The following is a 20,491-nucleotide window of genomic DNA, read 5'->3' as shown; positions in this document are numbered from 1 at the left end:
AATTGCATCATAGCATCTCTTTGTAATGAGGTTCCTGATATTACTAAAAAAGCCATTCTCAGTAGAGAATGGCTTTTTCGAGGGGTACCCACTTTCCGTAAACGAAAAGTAAATTACTTGATATATACTCTGTATTCCCATGCCTTTAGAGACATTGAAGTTTCTTTTGTAAGTTGTTGCTTTTCTTTGGTGAAAAAGTCGCCGTAAGTGCCTGCACAAGCCTCAGTGTTTAATTTCACGTCAACAGCATTCTTGCTTAGGTTAAGAACCACGACAAGTTTTTCGCCATCCATCTCACGAACAAATGCGTAAACTGATTCGTTCTTGTCAGTAGCAATGCGTACAAGATCACCGCCCTGAGCTCCATTCAACAAAGCTTTATTGTGGGCTTTCAGGCTCATCAATTGGGTATAAAAAGGAACCAGCTCCTTATTATTCCAGTCAATTTCATCCTTTTCGAAAAACTTCAATCGGTGACTCAAGCTAGCTTCTTGTCCAGAATACAACATTGGCATTCCCGGCATGGTAAACGTTAGTACAGCAAAAGCATTAGCTGCCTCTCCCATTCTTTCATTAATGGTACCTGCCCATGAATTCTCGTCATGATTGGTAATGAAGTTCATCAGGTAGTTATCCTTTTGGTAAAGGGTATCGATTTTAGCAAAATAAGCATCAATCTCATTGGCATTTTTCTCTCCCTTAGCAATATCGTTCATCAGGTGATGGAAATCCCAGGCGTAACCCATATCGAATGCAGATTCTAGCAATTCTGGTTCCCAAGCCTCAGCCAACATAAACACAGGCTTGATTGCATCAAGCTCCTTGCGTGCTTCATTCCAAAAATCAGTAGGTACCATGGCAGCCATATCGCAACGGTAACCATCAACATTGGCTTTCTCAATCCAGAATTTCAAAGAACCCTTCATGTACTCACGCAAGTCCTTATTATCGAAGTTTAAGTCAGCAGTATCAGTCCAGTCAGTTCCAGCAGGAATCTGAATCTCACCTTTTTCGTTTAGAGTGTACCAGTCTTTATGATCTTTCATGATCACGTTATCCCATCCAGTATGGTTTGCTACCCAGTCAAGAATCACTTTCATTCCCAGATCCTGAGCTTGTTTCACCATGATTTTTAAATCCTCGATTGTTCCATAATCAGGGTTTACAGCACGGTAGTCAGCTACAGCATAACAAGATCCCATACTTCCCTTACGGTTCTTTTCAGAAATTGGGAAAATAGGCATCAACCAAAGGATATCAGCACCCATCTCTTTCAAACGAGGTAGGTGGTTTGCAAAAGCATTGATGGTTCCTTCTGGTGTATACTGGCGAATGTTCACCTCATAGATGTTCGCATTACGTGTCCAATCCAAATGCATGTCAGCAGACTTGGCACAACATGCTTCTTTCTCTTTTGAACAAGATTCTTTCTTTGCCTTTGGTGTGTTTTGGCAAGACATGAATAAACTTGCCATCAAAAGCAGGCTTAGTGTTGAATTGATTATTCTGTTCATCTATTTATATTTTTAGTTGTATTATTTAAGCTTTTCTAAAAGAACGATAGAGAAATCGCTATCTAAAATAACCTTAGAATTGGCAACCTTTACTGTTTTCCCTGAATACGCATCTCTTAATTGAATTCCCTCTTCAAAACCTGCGACTGGAATTTCTTTCTTGCCTTTCTCCAAATCAAGAGCAACGACAACATAGTCATGGTAGTTTTCCTGAGCAAAGCTTCTTGCAAAAACATATGGCTTCTCAGAGATCATTTGATGTACACCCGCTCCAACTGCCGGGTGATTTCTACGGAATTGACCCAGTTTTTGCCAGTGCTTCATTAATTCTTGAGTCTTAACGTCTTTTGAAATAGCATCCCAGTTCATGAACGAACGCAAAGTCGCGTCACCTTCAGCACCTTCAATTTCCAATGAACGCGCAGATTCATCACCATAATAGACCTGTGAAGTTCCAGGGCAAAGCAATAACTTTGTTGCCGTTTCGTAGGTTTTGCTTCTAGCTGAATCGAAAGGACTACCATCGTCATGCGATGTCAAATAATTCAAGATACCAGCAGTTTTTAACTCTTCATTCAAAATCGTTGAATAGCGAGAAAATAAATCTTCATAACTGTCCTTGGCATTATACTTAAATTCGAAGTTGATCATGCTGTTAAAGCCATAGTCAAAGTAGTTCACTTGCTTATCTCCAAAATCGAAAGCTTTAGCTGCGCTGATATTGAAATTATAAACCTCACCAACCAAATAAAACTCATTGCCATCAAGGACTTTATCAGGATGGTTCTTTTTCCAGGTTCTAAAAGCATAATCGCATTCCTTTTTCAAATCAGCCCAAACCGATTCCTCAGTATGCTTTACCGTGTCAGCTCTGTAACCATCAATTCCAAATTCAGTAATGTAATCGCACATCCATTTGATCAAGTGGTATTTTGGTGTTCTTGGGTAGCCAGTTCTCTGGAAAAAAGCATCCAACTCTGCCATCTCTTCATCATAGCGACCTTCTGCTTTCCACTTTTTGGCTAACTCAGCAGGAATATTAACCTCTTCAATGCTTTCAGTTTTTACATCAGGCAGGTTACTGGTCAAAGTACATTCAATGGTGTTTTTATAGCTAGTATAATCACAAGTCGGACAAGTTCTCACCCATGCTTCTTCCCATGCTGGATCTTTTTCTGTTGCTGGACCTGTATGATTAATCACACCATCCAATAAAATACGGATACCGTGTGCATGGGCAATTTCAACCAGTTCGGCAAGATCTGCTTTTGTTCCAAAATTAGGATCAAGAGCCGTCCAATCTTTAGCCCAGTAGCCGTGAAAGCCATAGGTTGCACCAGTTCCTTCATCTACAGCACCATGAATTTGCTCAGTAATGGGTGTCATCCAAATGGCGTTTATACCCAGATTATTAAAATATCCTTCTTTTATTTTTTGAGTCACCCCTTTGATATCACCACCTTCGAAACCACGTAGTTTTGCCGTTTCTTTAGTTCTATCAAAGTTGACATCATTAGACTTATCCCCATTGTTAAAACGGTCAGTCAATAAGAAATACACATTAGCACCGTCCCAAATAAAGGGCGCTTCGTTTGTCTTAGCTTGCTTGTCGGAATTAACACACCCGCTCAAAGCCAAGATAAGTATCAGTAGGCTAATTAGTTTTGATTTGAGGTTCATAATTTTAAAGTTTCAATTATTTGAAAACCAGAGAGGTTTGATTTAGATCGATCTGTGCAAGAATCTTAGCACTTCTCAACGTACATCAGTATCAAACCGCTACATGTTTCTTATTAAGAGTTTTTAGCATCACAGCGCAATGCATTTTTCATTTTGTTGTGAATATGTACTTTAATAAATTTTCAACTTAACACCCATTCGATAGAAGATTCAAGTGTACTAAAAGGACTAGAACTATAGCCTTCATCTTTTAATTTAACTAGCATCGGAACTACAATATCTTTCGGCTCCACAGTAATGACGGCAATTTTAAAATTTCCAAATATGTTTATATGCCTTTTATAGAAATTAGCTATAGCTGTATGATCTTCAATTTTTATATTAAAATTTGAATTTCGATAATCTAAAATAAACCCTTTGGTTTCTTTAGGTATTAAACCATTTTCAAAGGCATATTCCCAAGAAGATTCTATATCTTCTAGCGTAATCAATCCGTAATAATATTTAAAAAGAATACCAAGCGAACTATTAAATTGATATTTAAATTTCTTTTCCATTGATATTAAATATGTGTTCAGACTATATCTAAAATCTATTTCACAATCACAGTGATCTTATCACCAGATTTAATCTTCACTTTCACTGATAAAAGCTTCTTTTCAGCATTCCAGCTAAAATCAGTTTTTTTGCCTGCCAACTTCACCTTCTTAGGTTGCTTGGCGATGTTGTGAATAATCAGTTCAAATTCACGATCCATAGCAGCAAAACTCTCCCCTTTTTCTGATTCAAATCCGATTTTCAGATTCTTCTTACTCGTATGAGAGGTGAAATTAATCAATTCGTAATTGCCTTTTTCGTATGCCTCGGGTGTTTCCCCATCATCATCGAACAAATGACCTTTACCTGTACTAACTGCATTAGAATGGTAATAATGCAAATCGATGTGTTTGCTGGAATAGTCAACAGTTGATTGCACCAGCTTCGCCATAGGTACAAATGAACCCGCTCGTACAAATACGGGAATATGATCTTCAACAACTTCAACTTTCTTAGCTGAACCTCCCTCAATCATTTCATCAGTATAGAAATCGAACCATGTATTATTGGCTGGGAAATACACTTCTTTTTCAGTCGCCTTGGCATCGGTAATTGGTGAAACCAAAAAGGCATCACCCCACATATAAGTATCTGAAAGATCGAAAAGTTTAGCATTATTCTGCTCCTCAAAAAATAGAGGACGCATTAAAGGCATACCCGAAACTGAATTATCATGAGCCAAAGAATAATTATAAGGCAACATTCTATAACGTAACTCAATAGATTTTTTAGCTAAGGCTTTGGTTTTTGCTTCGCGAAACACAGGCTCCGAAGGCACATCTTCTTGTGCATGTGGTCTGAATATAGGTTGAAAAACACCATACTGCAACCAGCGTGTATACAATTCATCATCCAAATTAGCTCCAGCAAAACCACCCAAATCGGAGTGCATATAAGCCATGCCCTGTAATCCCATTTGTAAAGAGATCTCAGTCTGAGGTTTCAAGCCATCCCAAGAGCGACTCACATCGCCAGTCCATGGAATCATACCATAGCGTTGAGATCCCACTGCGCCAGCTCTCATTAAAATAAAAGGACGCTGATTAGGAAAATCCTTTTGGTAGCCTTCGAAAACCAGCTTAGCCCACTGATGACCATAAATATTATGCACCTCGTCAGCAGATCCATTGACATGTTGCAAGTTTGAAGGATGAACCTCTGGTTCTCCCAGATCGCCCCACCAGCCGCCTGCGCCATTGTTTATTTGCTCTTTATAAATATTCCAAAACCAATCAATCGCTTCAGGCTTGAAGACATCAATCAATCCCGTATTTCCAAAATAGAAATCGTATTTAAATGGATTCCCCAAAGAATCGGTACCCAAAACTTTATTTTCAACAGCCTCGTCCCATCGTTTCGATGTGGTTAAAACAAATGGCTCAGTAATCAGAATGGTTTTAACACCTTGCTGATTGAAGTCTGCCATCATTTGCTTAGGATTAGGAAAAGAATCTCTTAAGAATTCCAGATTTCCCATATTCCCCTTCATTTCTTTTCCAAACCAGAATAAATCCAAAATAATGGCATCCAAAGGAATGCTATCCTTTTTGAATAGCTCTACAGTAGCTCGTGTTTCCTTTTCGGAATGATATCCAAAACGACTTGAGAAATTCCCGAGTGCCCAACGAGGTAGCAAAGCTTGTTTCCCTGTTAACTCAGTAAACTCCTTCATGAATTCAGGCCAGGTATCACCTGCGATCACCTGATAAGTTTTTCTTCCCGAAATGGTTTCGTAAGCTAGCGTATTATTCTTTTCACTATCCAAATCCAGAAATCCAATGGGCGCATTATCGAAATGAACGGCATAACGCTTAGATGAAATAACCAAAGGCATGGTGTAGTTCATCAATTCGGAGCGAGTTCCGTAACCATAATGAGCTCTATTGTAGAGCTGAAGTCTGTTACCACGACGGTTCATACCCAAAACTCGAGCTCCGCCACCAAATAAAACTTCGGAGCTTTCAATGTTGAAATCCATAACCTCAAGGCTATCCCGATCAGAATAACCATTCTTCTCAGACAGCAGATGCTTTCCTTTGTAAGTATAACTAATCTGGAAAGGTGATTTGTTTAATGAAACAGTCATTCCTGAACTTGCATAAACCAATTCAGATTTACTATCAGTTAATTTAGCCTTAAGCTCTTCAGGCTTTAAAACAACGGCATGTGATTCAGGATTAAAACTTTCCCCTGAAGGAATAAAGCTTGTTTCAATAATATTCGCATCGTAAAACTTAATCAGGTACTGACCATCATTGGTCTTTACAACTAAGTGCTCACTTTTTAATTCGTGGCTCAAATATGTTCGGTCTGAATTTTGAGCAAAAACAACTCCTGATAAAATCAGTAGTAAAACGAGAAGTTGTATTTTTTTAAAGAGATTATTCATTTATCAAATAGATTCTTAAATTTTACTTTTCAATGTTCAACCCCTTCAGGCTTGTAGCTTATTTTTTTAGCCTCCCGTGAGTTTCACCCTCGGTTATTCAAATTAAAACCCTTCAGGCTTTTGCTATACCAGGATGATTCTTAATTAGCTTATTGCCACATCAACAAATCATCAAATTAATATAGTTCTAAAATCATTACCGACTTAGCAGGCACTTCAATTGTGCTGATGTCATTCAATTTCTCATCAGTCATCACATTCTTGGCTGATGTGAAACCCGACATAACTTCGTCGAATCTTTTACGATCGACTGTTTTAGCCTTGTCTTCGTCGTTATTCATGATGACCATGATTGTTTTTTCGTCGTTCGAACGGAAATACACGTAAGTTTCATCCTGAGGCACAAAATGCATCAACTTACCTGTATGGATGACAGAGTTAGCCTTACGATAATTCAAGAGTTTCTTTAAAAAATCAAAAGCTTCATTCTCTCGCTCTGTTCTTCCCTCTTTTGTAAAGGCATTTCTAGCATCTCCGTCCCAACCTCCTGGGAAATCAATACGCATCACACCATCACCATCAGATTTACGACCTTCCATAAGAATCTCGCCTCCATAATACAATTGAGGAATTCCACGAGTCGTCAATAAAAAGCTCATTAGCATTTTATATTTGCGGATGTCACCATTCAAAACCGTCATCATTCTGTCGGTATCGTGATTCTCAATAAAAGTGAAAAGATTCTCAGGATGTGGGTATAAATAATCGAATGACAAAGAGTTGTATAAACGGATTAGACCTTTATTCCAGTTCTCTTTTTCATCAAATGATTTAGTCATAGCTTCAAGCAATGAAAAATCCATCACACATGGCAATTTAGAATTATATCCATCATGATTTAAGGCATCTTCCTGCCAGTAAGAAATTTCGGCTGCAGTGCTTAACCAAGTTTCACCAACCACATTAAAATTAGGATATTCTTCCATAATCGCGCCGGAATATACTGCCATCGCATCCTTATCGTTGTATGGATACGTGTCAACACGAACACCTCCTAAATCAGCAAACTCAATCCACCAAATGGTATTCTGAGTTAAATAAGTTATAAGTAAATCGTTCTTTTGATTTAAGTCAGGCATACTCGTATCAAACCATCCATTAAAATTTAAGTCGTAGTCTACTTTTGATACATAAGGGTCATTGGTTGTACTCTTGCGGTGATTCGAATTTGTAAATTTTGGGAAAGTATGTACCCAATCCTTAGAAGGTAAATCTTTCATCCACCAATGTGCCGAAGCAGAGTGGTTAGTTACAATATCGATAATTAGTTTAATACCTCGCTTCTTAGCCTCAGCCGATAAACGGGCGTAATCATCGTTAGTCCCATAACGGGCATCGATCTTGTAAAAATCAGAAATCGCATAAGTATGATAAGATACCTTATCCATATTATCCTCCATCATAGGGGTATTCCAAATGGCTGTAATACCAAGTTCTTGTAGGTAATCTAAATGATTGATGACACCTTGGATATCGCCACCATGGCGACCATCAGGATTCTCTCTATCTAATTTGTCATTCATTCCATCAACTGAATCGTTATCTGGATTTCCGTTGGAGAAACGGTCGGGCATGGTAAGATAAACCACATCGGAAGTATCGAAACCTTTACGATCAGCAGAACCTGCTCGTCTTTGTTTCAATTCGTATTTATAAGTTGCTTTTGTTTTGCCTTTATCAGTAAAGAGAATATCAAAAGTTCCAGACTTAGCTGATTTATCAATCAGGAGATTAATAAATAGATAATTGGCATTATCTGTTTTTATAACTCTCTCAACAGTAACTCCAGAGTAGTTGATCTCCACGTTACAATCGGATATTTTTTCGCCATGAACCATGACTTGTAATTTGGGATTAGTCATGTTTGCCCACCAAAACATAGGTTCAACATGATCTAATTTAATTTTCCCTGCAAAGGAAGAAGTACCACATATAAATATGAGACTTAGAGCGATAAATAAGGTTTTTAATCCGTTCATGGTTCTATTATTATTTATCCCGATAAGCATCGGAATCATGCTTGTTGAGTTGATTGATTATGATCCCTTATAAAATTAATTTATACGAGATATTAATCCAATTTTATTATTACCTAAAAGGTAAAAAAAAGTTGGCTTGCAATCCTTGTTCTTATACACAATTCAGCAAGCCAACAATTCATTAGAGCTATTCGTTTTCTATAACTAGACTACTGCTCTTCTCTATTTTATATTCATCATCTTTTATAAAGATTGAAACCGTTTCACCTTCTTCATTAATCACGCCAACTTCGTTAGCTGACACAAAAATATCAAGTAGGTTACCACGGAACAAAACTTTGAAAGAGTAAGATTTCCATTGTTCAGGAATAAGAGGTTTCAGGCTAAGTTGTCCATTAACCACACGCATACCTCCAAAACCTTCTACAATCGACATCCAAGTACCAGCCATACTGGTAATATGTAATCCTTCGTGAGCTTCACGGTTGTAATCATCAAGATCCAAACGCGATGTTCTTAAATACATATCGTAAGCACTGTCGATATCACCAATTTTTGAAGCCAAAATTGAGTGGATACATGGTGATAAAGAAGACTCATGAAGTGTTCTTGGCTCGTAAAAGTTATAATTCTTCTTAATTGTTTCCAAGTCGTAGTTCTCTTCAAACAAGTATACGCCTTGTAATACATCGGCTTGCTTGATGAAACATGAACGAAGAATTCTATCCCAAGACCATGTTTGGTTAATAGGACGGGATTGAGGATCTAAATCAGAAGCCATCAATTGCTCCTTGTCCATAAAACCATCTTGCTGCATAAATACACCTGTTTCCTCATCAGTAGGGAAATGCATATTCTCAGTTATATCCTTCCATCTAGCTGTTTCTGTTTCGAAATCAAAGTTTAAATTCTTCATGATTTCTTCGTAGCGTGTAGGATTACTTTCTTTCACATATTGGAAAGCTTCTTGAGTATAAGACATGCACCAACAAGCAATGGTATTGGTGTACCAGTTGTTGTTTACGTTATTCTCGTACTCGTTAGGTCCTGTAACGCCTAGCATTACATATTTCTTTTTCGCTGCAGAATAGGTTATTCTTTGACTCCAAAAACGTGAAATTCCAACCAAAACATCCAGACCATATTCAGCCAAATATTTTTTATCATCGGTGTGACGAATGTAGTTGTAAATGGCAAAAGCAATGGCTCCATTACGGTGAATCTCTTCAAAGGTAATTTCCCACTCATTGTGACACTCTTCACCATTCATAGTAACCATTGGATAAAGAGCAGCTCCATTTGAGAATCCTAATTTCTCAGCATTCTCAATCGCTTTTTGCAAGTGTTTATGACGATAAATCAACAGATTACGAGTCACCTCAGGACGAGATGTACTCAAATAGAAAGGTACGCAGTATGCTTCAGTATCCCAATAGGTACTTCCACCATATTTCTCACCAGTAAATCCCTTAGGGCCAATATTTAAACGCTCGTCTTCACCCGTATAGGTTTGATTCAACTGGAAAATATTGAAACGGATAGCCTGCTGAGCAGCCACATCACCTTCAATTACAATATCAGAGATTGACCATTTTTCAGCCCAAGCTGCAACATGCTCTTCCAATAAGGCTCCATAACCTTTTTCGAAAGCCGTAGCTGAAACCTTAGCTGCATTGCTACTAAGCTCAGTTTTACGGTGATTTAATGAACTTAAAACACTAACGTATTTGTAAAAACTTACTTCTTCGCCTTGCTTAACGTCTAACTCAATCGTATTTGCAACGTATTTTTCCTTTTCAATAAGATCAGCTTTAGCCGCCAATTGTTGTCCGTCCTTTAATACATGGTAGCGCATGTTCATACAAACATGGAAATCAAGTTTCTTGGTACGTGCAGTAATATAAGCTTCACCAGTCATCGACTTGGTGTTTAAAATGTCCCAGAACTTCTCATCATAATTCGAATCTTCGTTTTTAACGTCAGCATCGATATATGAATTGAAACTAATTTTACCATCGAAATTAAGAGCTGTAACCGAATAGCGAATCACACCAACTTCAGAAGTCACAATACTCAAAAATCTTTTGGCTTCGATCTTCACTTTATTGCCATTACTCATAGTAGCCACAAAAGAACGCTCCAAAACGCCTTCTTTCATGTTAAGAGTACGAACAAATTCGCTTACCTCACATTTGGCTAGGTCAAGCATCTCTCCGTTTATTTTAACGTCGATACCAATCCAGTTTGGCGCATTAAGCACCTTAGCGAAATATTCAGGGTAACCGTTTTTCCACCAACCTACTCTGGTTTTATCAGGATAATAAACTCCAGCTATATAGGTTCCTTGTAGAGTCTCTCCGGAATATTGTTCTTCGAACATAGCTCGATGTCCCATATTTCCATTTCCAAGACTAAATATACTTTCTGACGACTGGTGATTCTCAGGCTTAAACCCTTCTTCGATAATACACCACTCATCATGCTTTAAATACTCGTTCATTTTACTTCAATTTTAGATTACAGCACCAATAATTAATTGGGAACCGATAGTAACCTGCTTCGTAATATCGTATAAGGGATAAAATCCCATTCTACTACTTATTTAAACCTGACTCCAATGTTTCAAAAGAAAAATCTTCGAAACCAGGAACCACAAAATTGGCTTTGTTTAAAATATCAGGAGAACCAATTCCAACGCATCGCATACCTCCGTTAATTGCAGCTTCAACACCAGCTTCAGCGTCCTCAAACACCACACAATTTGCCGGTTCGAAACCTAAAAGCTCTGCTCCCTTCAAGAAAACTTCAGGATCAGGTTTTGCTTTACTAACATGAGTACCATCAACAATCGCGTCGAAATATGGAGTTAGTCTCAATTGTTCAAGAATTAACATGGCATTCTTGCTTGCTGAACCTAAAGCAATTTTAATGCCTTTGGCTTTTAAATTTTCAAAGAAAGTCTTGACGCCCGGAAGAATTTCATCAGGTGTCATCTTTAGAATATATTCTAAATATTCCTCGTTCTTTTTGGCAGCCAGTTTTAGTTGCGTTTCCTCATCAAGATCAACACCTCCAATTTCCATAAGAATTTCAAGTGAACGCATACGGCTTACACCTTTTAAACGTTCATTATCTTCCTCTGTAAAATCGAAGCCTAATCCATTGGCTAAGCTTTTCCAAGCTATATAGTGGTATTTAGCTGTATCAACTACAACACCATCTAAATCAAAAATACATGCACTAATCTTTCCCATCAGTTCTATAATTATGAATTTGAAGTTTCTTCCGCTTTAATAAAAAATACTGAAGCAGCACCAAGCAACATCATTACCCCAGCTAGCACCAGAATATAAATAGCTTGTTCTTGAAAAAATACTTTTAAGATTGTTCCACCGAAAAGTCCACTAACAATTTGAGGGATTACAACCGTTAGATTGAATAAACCCATATAAACTCCCATTTGTTTTGCTGGCAAGGATCCTGATAATATCATATAAGGCATAGCCAAAATAGCCGCCCAAGCAACACCAATACCAATCATTGAAACAAATAACATATTTGGATCATGAAATAAGAAAGTTGATATAAACCCAAGTCCACCAAACATTAAAGCAATTGAATAGACAAATTTTCGACTTGTCTTTCTAATTAAAGAAGGCATTGCAACAGAAAATAAGGCGGCAAACAAACTATAGGCAGCAAAACAAAGTCCTACCCAGTTTGCTGCTTCATTATAAGCTGGTGAAACAGCATCGCCTATAGGTGTGTTCCAATAATGTTGTGCAAAAGCAGGTGTCGCATAAACCCACATCAAGAATAATGGAAACCAAGAAAATAATTGAACAATAGCCAACCGTTTCATTGTTGCAGGCATATTTCTCAACAATTGAAAGAAATTCACCTTTTTCTCTTTATCCTCAGCAGTAATATTATTAAATGCTTCAAATTTCTCTGGAGGGTATTCTTTCGTTTTAAATACAGTAACTAATACACTCAAGAGTAATATTGAACCACCCAAATAGAATGACCAAATAACAGAAGGTGCAACCTCACCTACAGGAGCTTCATTTTGTACTCCCATCCAAGTCAATAAAAAAGGTAAGGCCGATCCAATAACAGCTCCTACATTAATTAAGAAGCTTTGAACTGAATAACCAACATTCCTTTGGTCTTCTGGTGTCATATCTGCAACTAAAGCTCTAAATGGCTGAAATGTCACATTAAATGAACCGTCCATTACGGCTAACATTAGAGCACCAAAAATTAAGGCACCCACACCACCTGCTGAAATCACATAAGGTGCATTGGGCATAAAAAACATGGCAATCATAGAAAGAATTGCACCACCAAAAATATATGGAGATCTTCTACCAAATCGATTCCAAGTTTTATCACTAGCAGCACCAACGACAGGTTGAATTAGAAGTCCCATAACAGGGGCCACCAACCAAAACAAAGACAAAGAGTGTAGGTCTGCACCCAAATTCGACAGAATTCTACTGGCATTGGCATTTTGTAATGCGAAACCAAATTGCACACCCAAGAAGCCGAAACTTAAATTCCAGATCTGCCAAAAACTTAAACGAGGTTGTTTATTCATTAGATTTTCATTTTGTATCATTTAGATACCTTTAGAATTAAATGATATATTCTTTTCTTAAAGCAATGCTATAAAAAAGAACAACAATCATTTACAAAAAAATGTCACAAAGATTGAGGCACAGATAGACTAACTCAGCGTGTGCCACCTTAAAAAATAAGGTACCAATCCCAATTAAACGGAGCATTAGCTCAGTTTTGAGATCAATAATAAAGGAAGTAATTAAATAATATAGTCGGAATAGAGGTTTCCCTCTGGGATTCAAATTTAGATTAAATTTTACAGAATATCAAAAAAGAGGAAGTTCACACAGATTCAAAACACCCATAAACATTGAGCTATATCGCATTTCAAACGGTTGCGAAGAAAAGTAAAAAAAGCAAAAAAAAATTATTAACAAGTAACTTTTACGTATTCAGGTACGAAATAAAAAAAGAGTATTGCTATTCAAACTCTAAAGTTGAATTGAAATACTCTTAATATTATATAGATTTTAAAATAGAATGCTACTTTGTTGACTCTCGAACAATCAATGATGTTTTTACGACTCGAGTAACCGGCTCATAATCCATACCGCCTTCTTTTATTCTTTCAAGAAGCAATTCCATTGCTTTCAATCCAACTTCTTGGCCATGTTGCTCTAATGTAGTTAGTGCAGGATCAGTAACTCGAGACACCAATCCATCAGTAAAACCTATAATTGAAATATCTTCGGGTACACGTAAACCTGCTTTTTTAACAACACTTAAGGCGCCGGCTGCAGTCAATTCATTCACGGCAAAAATCGCATCGGGACGTTCAGGTAAAGACAGTAAAGCGGGAACTAACTCCTTAGCCTCATCAAAACTATCACACTTAATAACCAAGGCGTCATCAATAGGCAACTTATTCTTAAGCAAGGCTTGTCGATAACCCTTTTGTCTATTTTGCCCTAAAAGCATGTGTTGTGGAGCTGATAAGTGAACGATTCGCTTACAGCCAGTGTCTATTAAATGTTGAACTGCAGAAAAAGCCCCTGCAAAATCATCAACGATCACATTATCTGATGCGACTTCATTACAAATACGATCAAAAAAGACAATCGGAATACCATTACTTCTCAACTCTCTAAAATGCTCAAAGTCTTTTGTTTCTTTTGACATAGAAACCAAAACACCATCAACGCGACTCGACAGCAATGCTTGTGTATTATTTATTTCACGCTCATAAGATTCATTGGATTGAAAAATCATCACATTATAACCTGCATCGTGAGCAATTTTCTCTATCCCACTAATAACGGAAGAAAAAAAATGGTGTACAATCTCAGGAATAATCACCCCTATAACATTACTTTTACTACTCCTTAAACTTAATGCAACTGCATTAGGCTTGTAGTGCCAGGCTTTTGCTAAAGCATTTACGGCCTCTTTAGTTTTAACACTTATATCCGGATGATCTTTTAAAGCTCTTGACACTGTTGAAGCTGAAATTCCTAACTCTTTAGCTATATCTTTAATGGTTACCTGTCCGCTTCTCATATTTTCTTCTTATATTACTACATCAATCACATCTCATAACACACTTATAATCTTGTGAATATAAATACAAAGCATATTTAATTCGACTTCTGCTAAATGTAAATATAGTAATAAATCAACAATTTGTTAAAGCTTGTTAAAGAACAATACATATTGACGTATATTCATACCTACATATCAAACGTTTGCGGTTACGTTTGCGACGATTTATATACTTTTAACAGACAATCAATTAAATGATTAAACCCACCCTTTTTATCTTTAAGGCAGAAAACAACATAGGCTAACTTAAGATTTAGTTAACAATTGGTAAACAATAAGGAAGATTCATAGTCGGAAACATTGAGTTCAATAATTGGAAACTAGTAGCTAAATCAAAAATGATAGAACAATGAAACAAGTTCACGAAAATTACGAAAACGATTTAATTTTGAATTAATCGGAGTCCTATCATATTCATCTAACTTCTTATTTATCTTAAATTTTACATTTATGAAACTTAACATTAGTATGTTCAGAAAGCTGCTTCTCTTGTTGGTTATGGTATGCTCAATTACCATCTCGCAAGCTCAAGAGAGAGTAGTAACTGGTACAGTTACCGATGCAAACGATGGCATGGGAATACCCGGTGTTTCTGTAGTTGTTAAAGGTACGACAATAGGTACTAGTACCAATATTGATGGTCAATTTACTATCTCAGCCAGTACCAATTCTACACTAGTTTTTTCTTTCATTGGCTATAAAGGTCAAGAAATACTAGTAGGTGATCAAACACAACTAAATATTGCTTTAATTACTGATACCGAAAACCTTTCCGAAGTTGTAATTGTAGGTTATGGTCAAGTAAGAAAGGAAGATGCAACTGGAGCGGTATTTTCAGTAAAATCTGATGACTTTAACCAAGGATCAACGAGTTCTCCTCAAGATCTAATTGTTGGTAAAATTGCAGGTGTACAAATCATCAGTGATGGTGGAGCTCCCGGTTCTGGATCAACAATTCGAATTCGTGGAGGATCTTCAATGTCTGCAAGTAACGACCCATTGATCGTAATTGATGGAATGCCTTTGGACAACAGAGGTATCGATGGTATGAGTAATGTTTTAAGTTCGTTAAACCCTAACGATATTGAAACCTTTACTGTATTAAAGGATGCATCGGCAACTGCTATCTACGGATCACGTGCTTCTAATGGTGTAATTCTTATTACAACTAAAAAAGGAAAAGCTGGTCAGAAAATACAAGTTACGTATGATAATAAATTTTCTATAGGAAAAGTTAAAAAAACTATTGATGTTTTAAATGCGGATGAGTATAGAACTCTAGTTAATGATAGAGCTTTAAACAATTCTTCTGTTAACCCTGCATTGATGGGGAAAGCATCAACAAATTGGCAAGATGAGATTTACAGAGATGCATCGGGTCAAGAGCACAATATTGGTATTTCAGGTTCGTACAAAAACATCCCATTTCGAGTTTCTGCAGGTTACACTGATCAGAAAGGTATTTTGCGGACTTCTGAAATGCAAAGAACTACAGGTACTGTAAATGTTAACCCTAGCTTTTTTGATGATCATTTGAAAATAAACGTGGGAGTTAAATACATGATGATCGAGAATCAATTTGCTGATAAAGGAGCAATAGGAAGTGCATTACGCCACGATCCAACACAATCTGTTTTTAATAACACTGGTATTTATGGAGGTTATACAACATGGTTAATGGGTGACGGATCTAGAAACGTAAATGCAACTCGTAACCCTGTTGCTCAACTACAACAAAAAGATGATAAATCTGATGTCTCAAGAGTAATCGCGGATTTCCAAGCTGATTACAAATTACATTTCCTTCCTGATTTGAAAGCAAGTATGAAATTAGGATATGACTACTCTGATAGTGATGGTGATGTTAATACAGACCTAAATGCTTCATGGGTGAAAGCTTCCTCAACAGGTGTAAAGAGAGATTATACTCAGGAAAAAAAGAATGAGTTAGTCGATTTCTACCTTACTTATAATAAAGATCTTCCATCTTTGAGTAGTAAAATTAATGTAATGGGTGGATATGAGTGGCAGCACTTCTGGTCTAAATCATCAGCTTTTGAGGTTGATAGAAATAATGACGCTATTGAAGATTCAAAAAATGAAACAGAAAACTATTTAGTATCATTCTTTGGTCGAGCCAACTACACATTTATGGATAAGTACATCGTTACCGCTACATTACGTAAAGATGGTTCATCAAGATTCCACGAAGATAATAGATGGGGTACTTTTCCTTCAGCAGCTTTTGCCTGGAGAATGAGTGAAGAAGCGTTCATTAAAAATATTGATGCAGTAAGTAGTTTAAAAGTTAGATTGGGCTATGGTATTACGGGCCAACAAGAATTAAACCAAGGAGACTACCCATATATGGGTCTTTACCAATTAAGTGATTCAAGAACAAGATATCAGTTCGGTAACCAATATTATACTCTAATCAGACCTAATGGATACGACGAAGGCCTAGAGTGGGAAAAAACGACAACTTATAATGCAGGTATCGACTTTGGATTCTTTAATAACAGAATTAATGGTTCAATCGATATCTATCAGCGTAAAACTGAAGATCTATTAAATACAATTCCAGTTCCTGCAGGTTCAAACTTCACAGACAGATTATTGACAAATGTCGGTGATTTGGAAAACAATGGTTTTGAATTCTCTATCAATGCAGTTGTTATAGAAAAAGATGATTTGTTTTGGGAAGTAGGCTTTAACCTTGCTCATAACAAAAACAAGATTACTCGTTTGACAAATTATGATGATCCTAACTACAGAGGTGTTGAAACAGGAGGAATTAGCGGTGTTGGCGTTGGTAACACAATCCAGATCAATGCAGTTGGTCACTCACTAAACACTTTCTACGTATACGAGCAAGTATATAATGCTAGTGGAAAACCTATTGAAGGTCTTTATGTAGATAGAAATGAAGATGGTCAGATAACATCAGCTGATAAATACTACGCTGAAGATCCTGCTCAGGATTACAATATGGGATTTTCATCTTATATCAAATACAAAGATTTCGATTTTGGATTTAACGGTAGAATTGGAGTCGGAGGTCAGATGTACAACAATGTTATTGTAGGTGGTCGTTACCAAGAGATGACAGTAAATGAGTACCTTACAAACATGCCTTCGGAGATTAATAAGTCAAAATTTGAAACTGCACAACAATATTCTGATTATTTCCTTGAAGATGCATCCTTTTTAAGAATTGATAATATTACTCTTGGGTATAACTTCACTAAATTATTAAAGCCACTTCTAGGTTTTGATATTAATGCTAGAGCTTTTGCAACAGTACAAAATGCATTTGTTTTTACTGATTATAGTGGATTAGATCCTGAAGTTAACGGAGGTATAGACAATGATGTATATCCAAGACCAAGAACATTCTTGTTTGGATTAAACGTGAAATTTTAATTGATAAATGTGATTTATTATGGATAAGAAATATTTTAAAACAAATTATATCTTGATAGCATTTGCATTATTATTTGCATGTGTGTCGTGTGTTGATGATTTGGATACGTTACCTCTTGATGAGGATATAAGAACGGGCGAAAATGTATTAACAGATGCTGAATCGTATAAGCAACTTTTAGCTAAATGTTATGCAGGTCTAATTTTAGGTGGTCAAACAGGTGTCGATTCAGATGCGGATATCAGTAGTATAAATGGTGGATTTTCATCTTATTTAAGACTATTATGGAATCACCAGGAGCTACCAACTGATGAAGCTATTTGTGCTTGGAATGATGGTAACTTAAGAGATTTACACGATCAAGACTGGGATAGTTCAAACGAGTTTGTTAAGGCAATGTACTATCGAATAGCGCTTCAAATTACTTATTGTAATAATCTGATTAAACTTACAAGTGGTAAATCAGAATACAAAGCCTATAGTGATGAAGCTAGAGCATTAAGAGCTTTAAGTTATTATCATATGTTGGATATGTTTGGACGTGGTCCATTTGTAACCGAAAATGATGAGATAGGTTCATTTTTCTTTCCTGAAATGGCAACACAAGAAAAACTATTTGAATATATCGAAAATGAGCTAACAGCAATTGAATCTGAATTAGCTGATCCTATGACAAATGAATATGGTAGAGCTGATAAAGGTTTAGCATGGGCTATTTTAGCTAAAATGTACTTAAATGCTGAAGTTTATATTGGAGCACCTAAATACACCGAAGCCATTACATATTGTAATAAGATTATTGATGGTGGATATTCTCTAGAGTCTGATTATGCTAATTTATTTTTGGCTGATAATCACCTAAGAACAAACGAAATCATCTTCCCAATTACATCAGATGGTAATAGCACTCAAACTTGGGGTGGTATGACATTCTTACTTCATTCTACTGTTGGAGGTGATATGCCTGCAAGCGAATCCGGAATTGACGGAGGATGGGGTGGTAACCGAACCACAAAAACTTTTGTTGAACTTTTCCCAGATGCAACGGGAACTGATAAAAGAGGTATGTTTTATACAGAAGGCCAGAACCTTGAAATAGAAGATATTTTCAATTTTAGAGATGGATATGCTCTTCGTAAGTTTAAAAATATTACATCAACAGGTGCTGTTGGATCAAACTTATCATTCCCTGATACAGATTTCCCTCTTTACCGATTAGCTGATTTTCAATTAATGTATGCAGAAGCATTTCTTCGTGGTGGCTCTGGTGCCAATGAAGCTACAGCTGTAGCTTACATTAACCAACTTAGAAGTAGAGCATATGGAGATGCATCAGAAAACATTACCGCATCTGAACTAACATTAGATTTTATTCTTGACGAAAGAGGACGTGAATTATACTGGGAATGTCACAGAAGAACCGACCTAATTAGATATGGTAGACTGACAAATGGAACTTACAATTGGCCTTGGAAAGGTGCTGTTGCAGATGGAAAAAGTACAGATGTAAAATATAATGTATTTCCTATTCCATCATCAGACATAAATGCTAATCCAAATCTGTCGAATATCTCAGGTTATTAATAGGTCTAAAAATTACGTTATGAAGAATATAAAATACATACTAATATTACTTCTCGCAGTCAGCTTTTTTTCATGCGATGATGATGATATTTTGCAATTAAATGATTCAAATTATACACCAGCAACTAATATCGAAGGTTTTGGTGAGACTTTAGCAATATCAAAGGCTGGAAAAGCTGAGACTATTCAGGTATCCTATACGCCTGCATCTTACGGCGTGAATATTATTGTAACGCATAAACTTCAGTTTTCAACTACATCTGAATTTTCGGATCCAACTACTTTTGATGTTGATGCATCTGATAACGCATTCACATTCACCGTAGGAGCTCTTAATGAACTCCTTACAGAGACACTAGTATTGACTGTAGATGAAGAAGCGACTATTTATGCAAGAGTAATGACCTCTTCTCTTAATGGAGTTGAGACATTATACTCTTCAGTAATAAACTTTAAGACAACGCCTTATCTAGATATTCTTTTTGCTGAAAACACCTTCTATCTGTTTGGTGATGGTGTAGGACGCGTAGCACAGAACAATAAGCTTAAATTTATCAACGTTTACGAAGAAAATGATGTTTGGGCAATTGTATGGATGGAAGCAACTGGAAGCTTTAAACTATGTTCTGATGCTAACTATAAGGGTGTAATAGGTAGCATTGGTGACGCTGTTAATGGCGAGTACACTTTAGGAACAACAGCCGAAAGAGGTATAGATATACCAGTACCTGGAACAGCAGGATATTACACAGTTGGTATCGACTTGGCAAATAACAAGCTACTAATTGAACCAGCTAATGTTTATGTTTGTGGAGATGTCGTTGGTGCATGGCCGACTAGTTCTGTTATAGAAGAAAACAAATTTCAATTGGATGCTGAAAATAAGACGATGTATTTGACTAAAGACAACTTTTCAGCTGCAGAACTAAGACTTCATGTAACACATCCATATATTGGAGACTGGTGGCATGCCGAGTTCATATTCCTTGATGGTAAAATTGAATACAGAGCAGATGGTGGTGATCAAGATAGATTTAGCATTGGCGCAGGCGAACAGACTATAGAGCTTGACTTTATTAATCAAACTGGTAAAATTAAATAA

The 20,491-nt window shown here is 36.7% G+C and carries 12 protein-coding genes; 3 read left to right on the top strand and 9 right to left on the bottom strand.

Annotated elements, in window-relative coordinates; all coding sequences use genetic code 11:
- Positions 1-113 precede the first annotated feature (113 nt).
- The 9 genes from ACXR6G_RS08170 to ACXR6G_RS08130 all read right to left on the bottom strand — a co-directional run bounded on the left by ACXR6G_RS08170 (position 114) and on the right by ACXR6G_RS08130 (position 14,339).
- Positions 114-1,514, bottom strand: a complete 1,401-nt coding sequence (locus tag ACXR6G_RS08170; protein WP_458360930.1) for an alpha-amylase family glycosyl hydrolase — start codon at positions 1,512-1,514, stop codon at positions 114-116.
- A gap of 21 nt (positions 1,515-1,535) precedes the next feature.
- Positions 1,536-3,194: an alpha-amylase family glycosyl hydrolase gene (locus tag ACXR6G_RS08165; RefSeq protein ID WP_458360929.1), complete on the bottom strand. Its 1,659-nt coding sequence runs from the start codon at positions 3,192-3,194 to the stop codon at positions 1,536-1,538.
- Positions 3,195-3,376: 182 nt separating this feature from the next.
- Positions 3,377-3,751, bottom strand: coding sequence for a hypothetical protein (locus ACXR6G_RS08160; RefSeq protein ID WP_458360928.1), 375 nt, complete (start codon positions 3,749-3,751; stop codon positions 3,377-3,379).
- A gap of 35 nt (positions 3,752-3,786) precedes the next feature.
- Entirely contained in the window at positions 3,787-6,180 is a 2,394-nt protein-coding gene (locus tag ACXR6G_RS08155; RefSeq protein ID WP_458360927.1) for a TIM-barrel domain-containing protein, read from the bottom strand.
- A 176-nt stretch (positions 6,181-6,356) separates the two neighbouring features.
- The gene (locus ACXR6G_RS08150; RefSeq protein ID WP_458360926.1) at positions 6,357-8,219 is read right to left on the bottom strand and encodes a glycoside hydrolase family 13 protein; all 1,863 of its coding nucleotides are present in this window, start codon (positions 8,217-8,219) and stop codon (positions 6,357-6,359) included.
- Positions 8,220-8,406: 187 nt separating this feature from the next.
- Positions 8,407-10,719 (bottom strand): glycoside hydrolase family 65 protein, encoded by a 2,313-nt coding sequence (locus ACXR6G_RS08145; protein WP_458360925.1) that lies wholly within the window; start codon positions 10,717-10,719, stop codon positions 8,407-8,409.
- Between the two features lie 94 nt (positions 10,720-10,813).
- Complete coding sequence (pgmB, locus tag ACXR6G_RS08140; RefSeq protein ID WP_458360924.1) at positions 10,814-11,473, bottom strand: beta-phosphoglucomutase; 660 nt, start codon at positions 11,471-11,473, stop codon at positions 10,814-10,816.
- An 11-nt stretch (positions 11,474-11,484) separates the two neighbouring features.
- A complete protein-coding gene (locus ACXR6G_RS08135) occupies positions 11,485-12,819 on the bottom strand; it encodes an MFS transporter (protein WP_458360923.1) in 1,335 nt (444 codons plus the stop codon).
- A gap of 506 nt (positions 12,820-13,325) precedes the next feature.
- Positions 13,326-14,339, bottom strand: a complete 1,014-nt coding sequence (locus tag ACXR6G_RS08130) for a LacI family DNA-binding transcriptional regulator (RefSeq protein WP_458360922.1) — start codon at positions 14,337-14,339, stop codon at positions 13,326-13,328.
- Positions 14,340-14,831: 492 nt separating this feature from the next.
- On the opposite strand from ACXR6G_RS08130, the gene ACXR6G_RS08125 reads away from it, so the two are divergent.
- Genes ACXR6G_RS08125 through ACXR6G_RS08115 form a run of 3 tightly spaced genes read left to right on the top strand, consistent with a single transcriptional unit; the run spans position 14,832 to position 20,491 of the window.
- Complete coding sequence (locus ACXR6G_RS08125; protein WP_458360921.1) at positions 14,832-17,804, top strand: SusC/RagA family TonB-linked outer membrane protein; 2,973 nt, start codon at positions 14,832-14,834, stop codon at positions 17,802-17,804.
- A 19-nt stretch (positions 17,805-17,823) separates the two neighbouring features.
- Positions 17,824-19,389: a RagB/SusD family nutrient uptake outer membrane protein gene (locus tag ACXR6G_RS08120; RefSeq protein WP_458360920.1), complete on the top strand. Its 1,566-nt coding sequence runs from the start codon at positions 17,824-17,826 to the stop codon at positions 19,387-19,389.
- A 19-nt stretch (positions 19,390-19,408) separates the two neighbouring features.
- Positions 19,409-20,491, top strand: a complete 1,083-nt coding sequence (locus ACXR6G_RS08115; protein WP_458360919.1) for a SusE domain-containing protein — start codon at positions 19,409-19,411, stop codon at positions 20,489-20,491.

It is taken from the genome of Ancylomarina sp. YFZ004 (assembly GCF_054254355.1).
The sequence above is the reverse complement of the archived record's forward strand: the minus strand, read 5'-3'. Positions and strand labels throughout refer to the sequence as shown.

Excerpts from the sequence above, each read along its gene's own strand:
- ACXR6G_RS08120 (WP_458360920.1), top strand. The coding sequence starts at position 17,824 with ATGGATAAGAAATATTTTAAAACAAATTATATCTTGATAGCATTTGCA.
- ACXR6G_RS08155 (WP_458360927.1), bottom strand. The coding sequence starts at position 6,180 with ATGAATAATCTCTTTAAAAAAATACAACTTCTCGTTTTACTACTGATT.
- ACXR6G_RS08130 (WP_458360922.1), bottom strand. The coding sequence starts at position 14,339 with ATGAGAAGCGGACAGGTAACCATTAAAGATATAGCTAAAGAGTTAGGA.
- ACXR6G_RS08145 (WP_458360925.1), bottom strand. The coding sequence starts at position 10,719 with ATGAACGAGTATTTAAAGCATGATGAGTGGTGTATTATCGAAGAAGGG.
- ACXR6G_RS08125 (WP_458360921.1), top strand. The coding sequence starts at position 14,832 with ATGAAACTTAACATTAGTATGTTCAGAAAGCTGCTTCTCTTGTTGGTT.
- ACXR6G_RS08165 (WP_458360929.1), bottom strand. The coding sequence starts at position 3,194 with ATGAACCTCAAATCAAAACTAATTAGCCTACTGATACTTATCTTGGCT.
- ACXR6G_RS08115 (WP_458360919.1), top strand. The coding sequence starts at position 19,409 with ATGAAGAATATAAAATACATACTAATATTACTTCTCGCAGTCAGCTTT.
- ACXR6G_RS08135 (WP_458360923.1), bottom strand. The coding sequence starts at position 12,819 with ATGAATAAACAACCTCGTTTAAGTTTTTGGCAGATCTGGAATTTAAGT.
- ACXR6G_RS08150 (WP_458360926.1), bottom strand. The coding sequence starts at position 8,219 with ATGAACGGATTAAAAACCTTATTTATCGCTCTAAGTCTCATATTTATA.
- ACXR6G_RS08170 (WP_458360930.1), bottom strand. The coding sequence starts at position 1,514 with ATGAACAGAATAATCAATTCAACACTAAGCCTGCTTTTGATGGCAAGT.
- ACXR6G_RS08160 (WP_458360928.1), bottom strand. The coding sequence starts at position 3,751 with ATGGAAAAGAAATTTAAATATCAATTTAATAGTTCGCTTGGTATTCTT.
- pgmB (WP_458360924.1), bottom strand. The coding sequence starts at position 11,473 with ATGGGAAAGATTAGTGCATGTATTTTTGATTTAGATGGTGTTGTAGTT.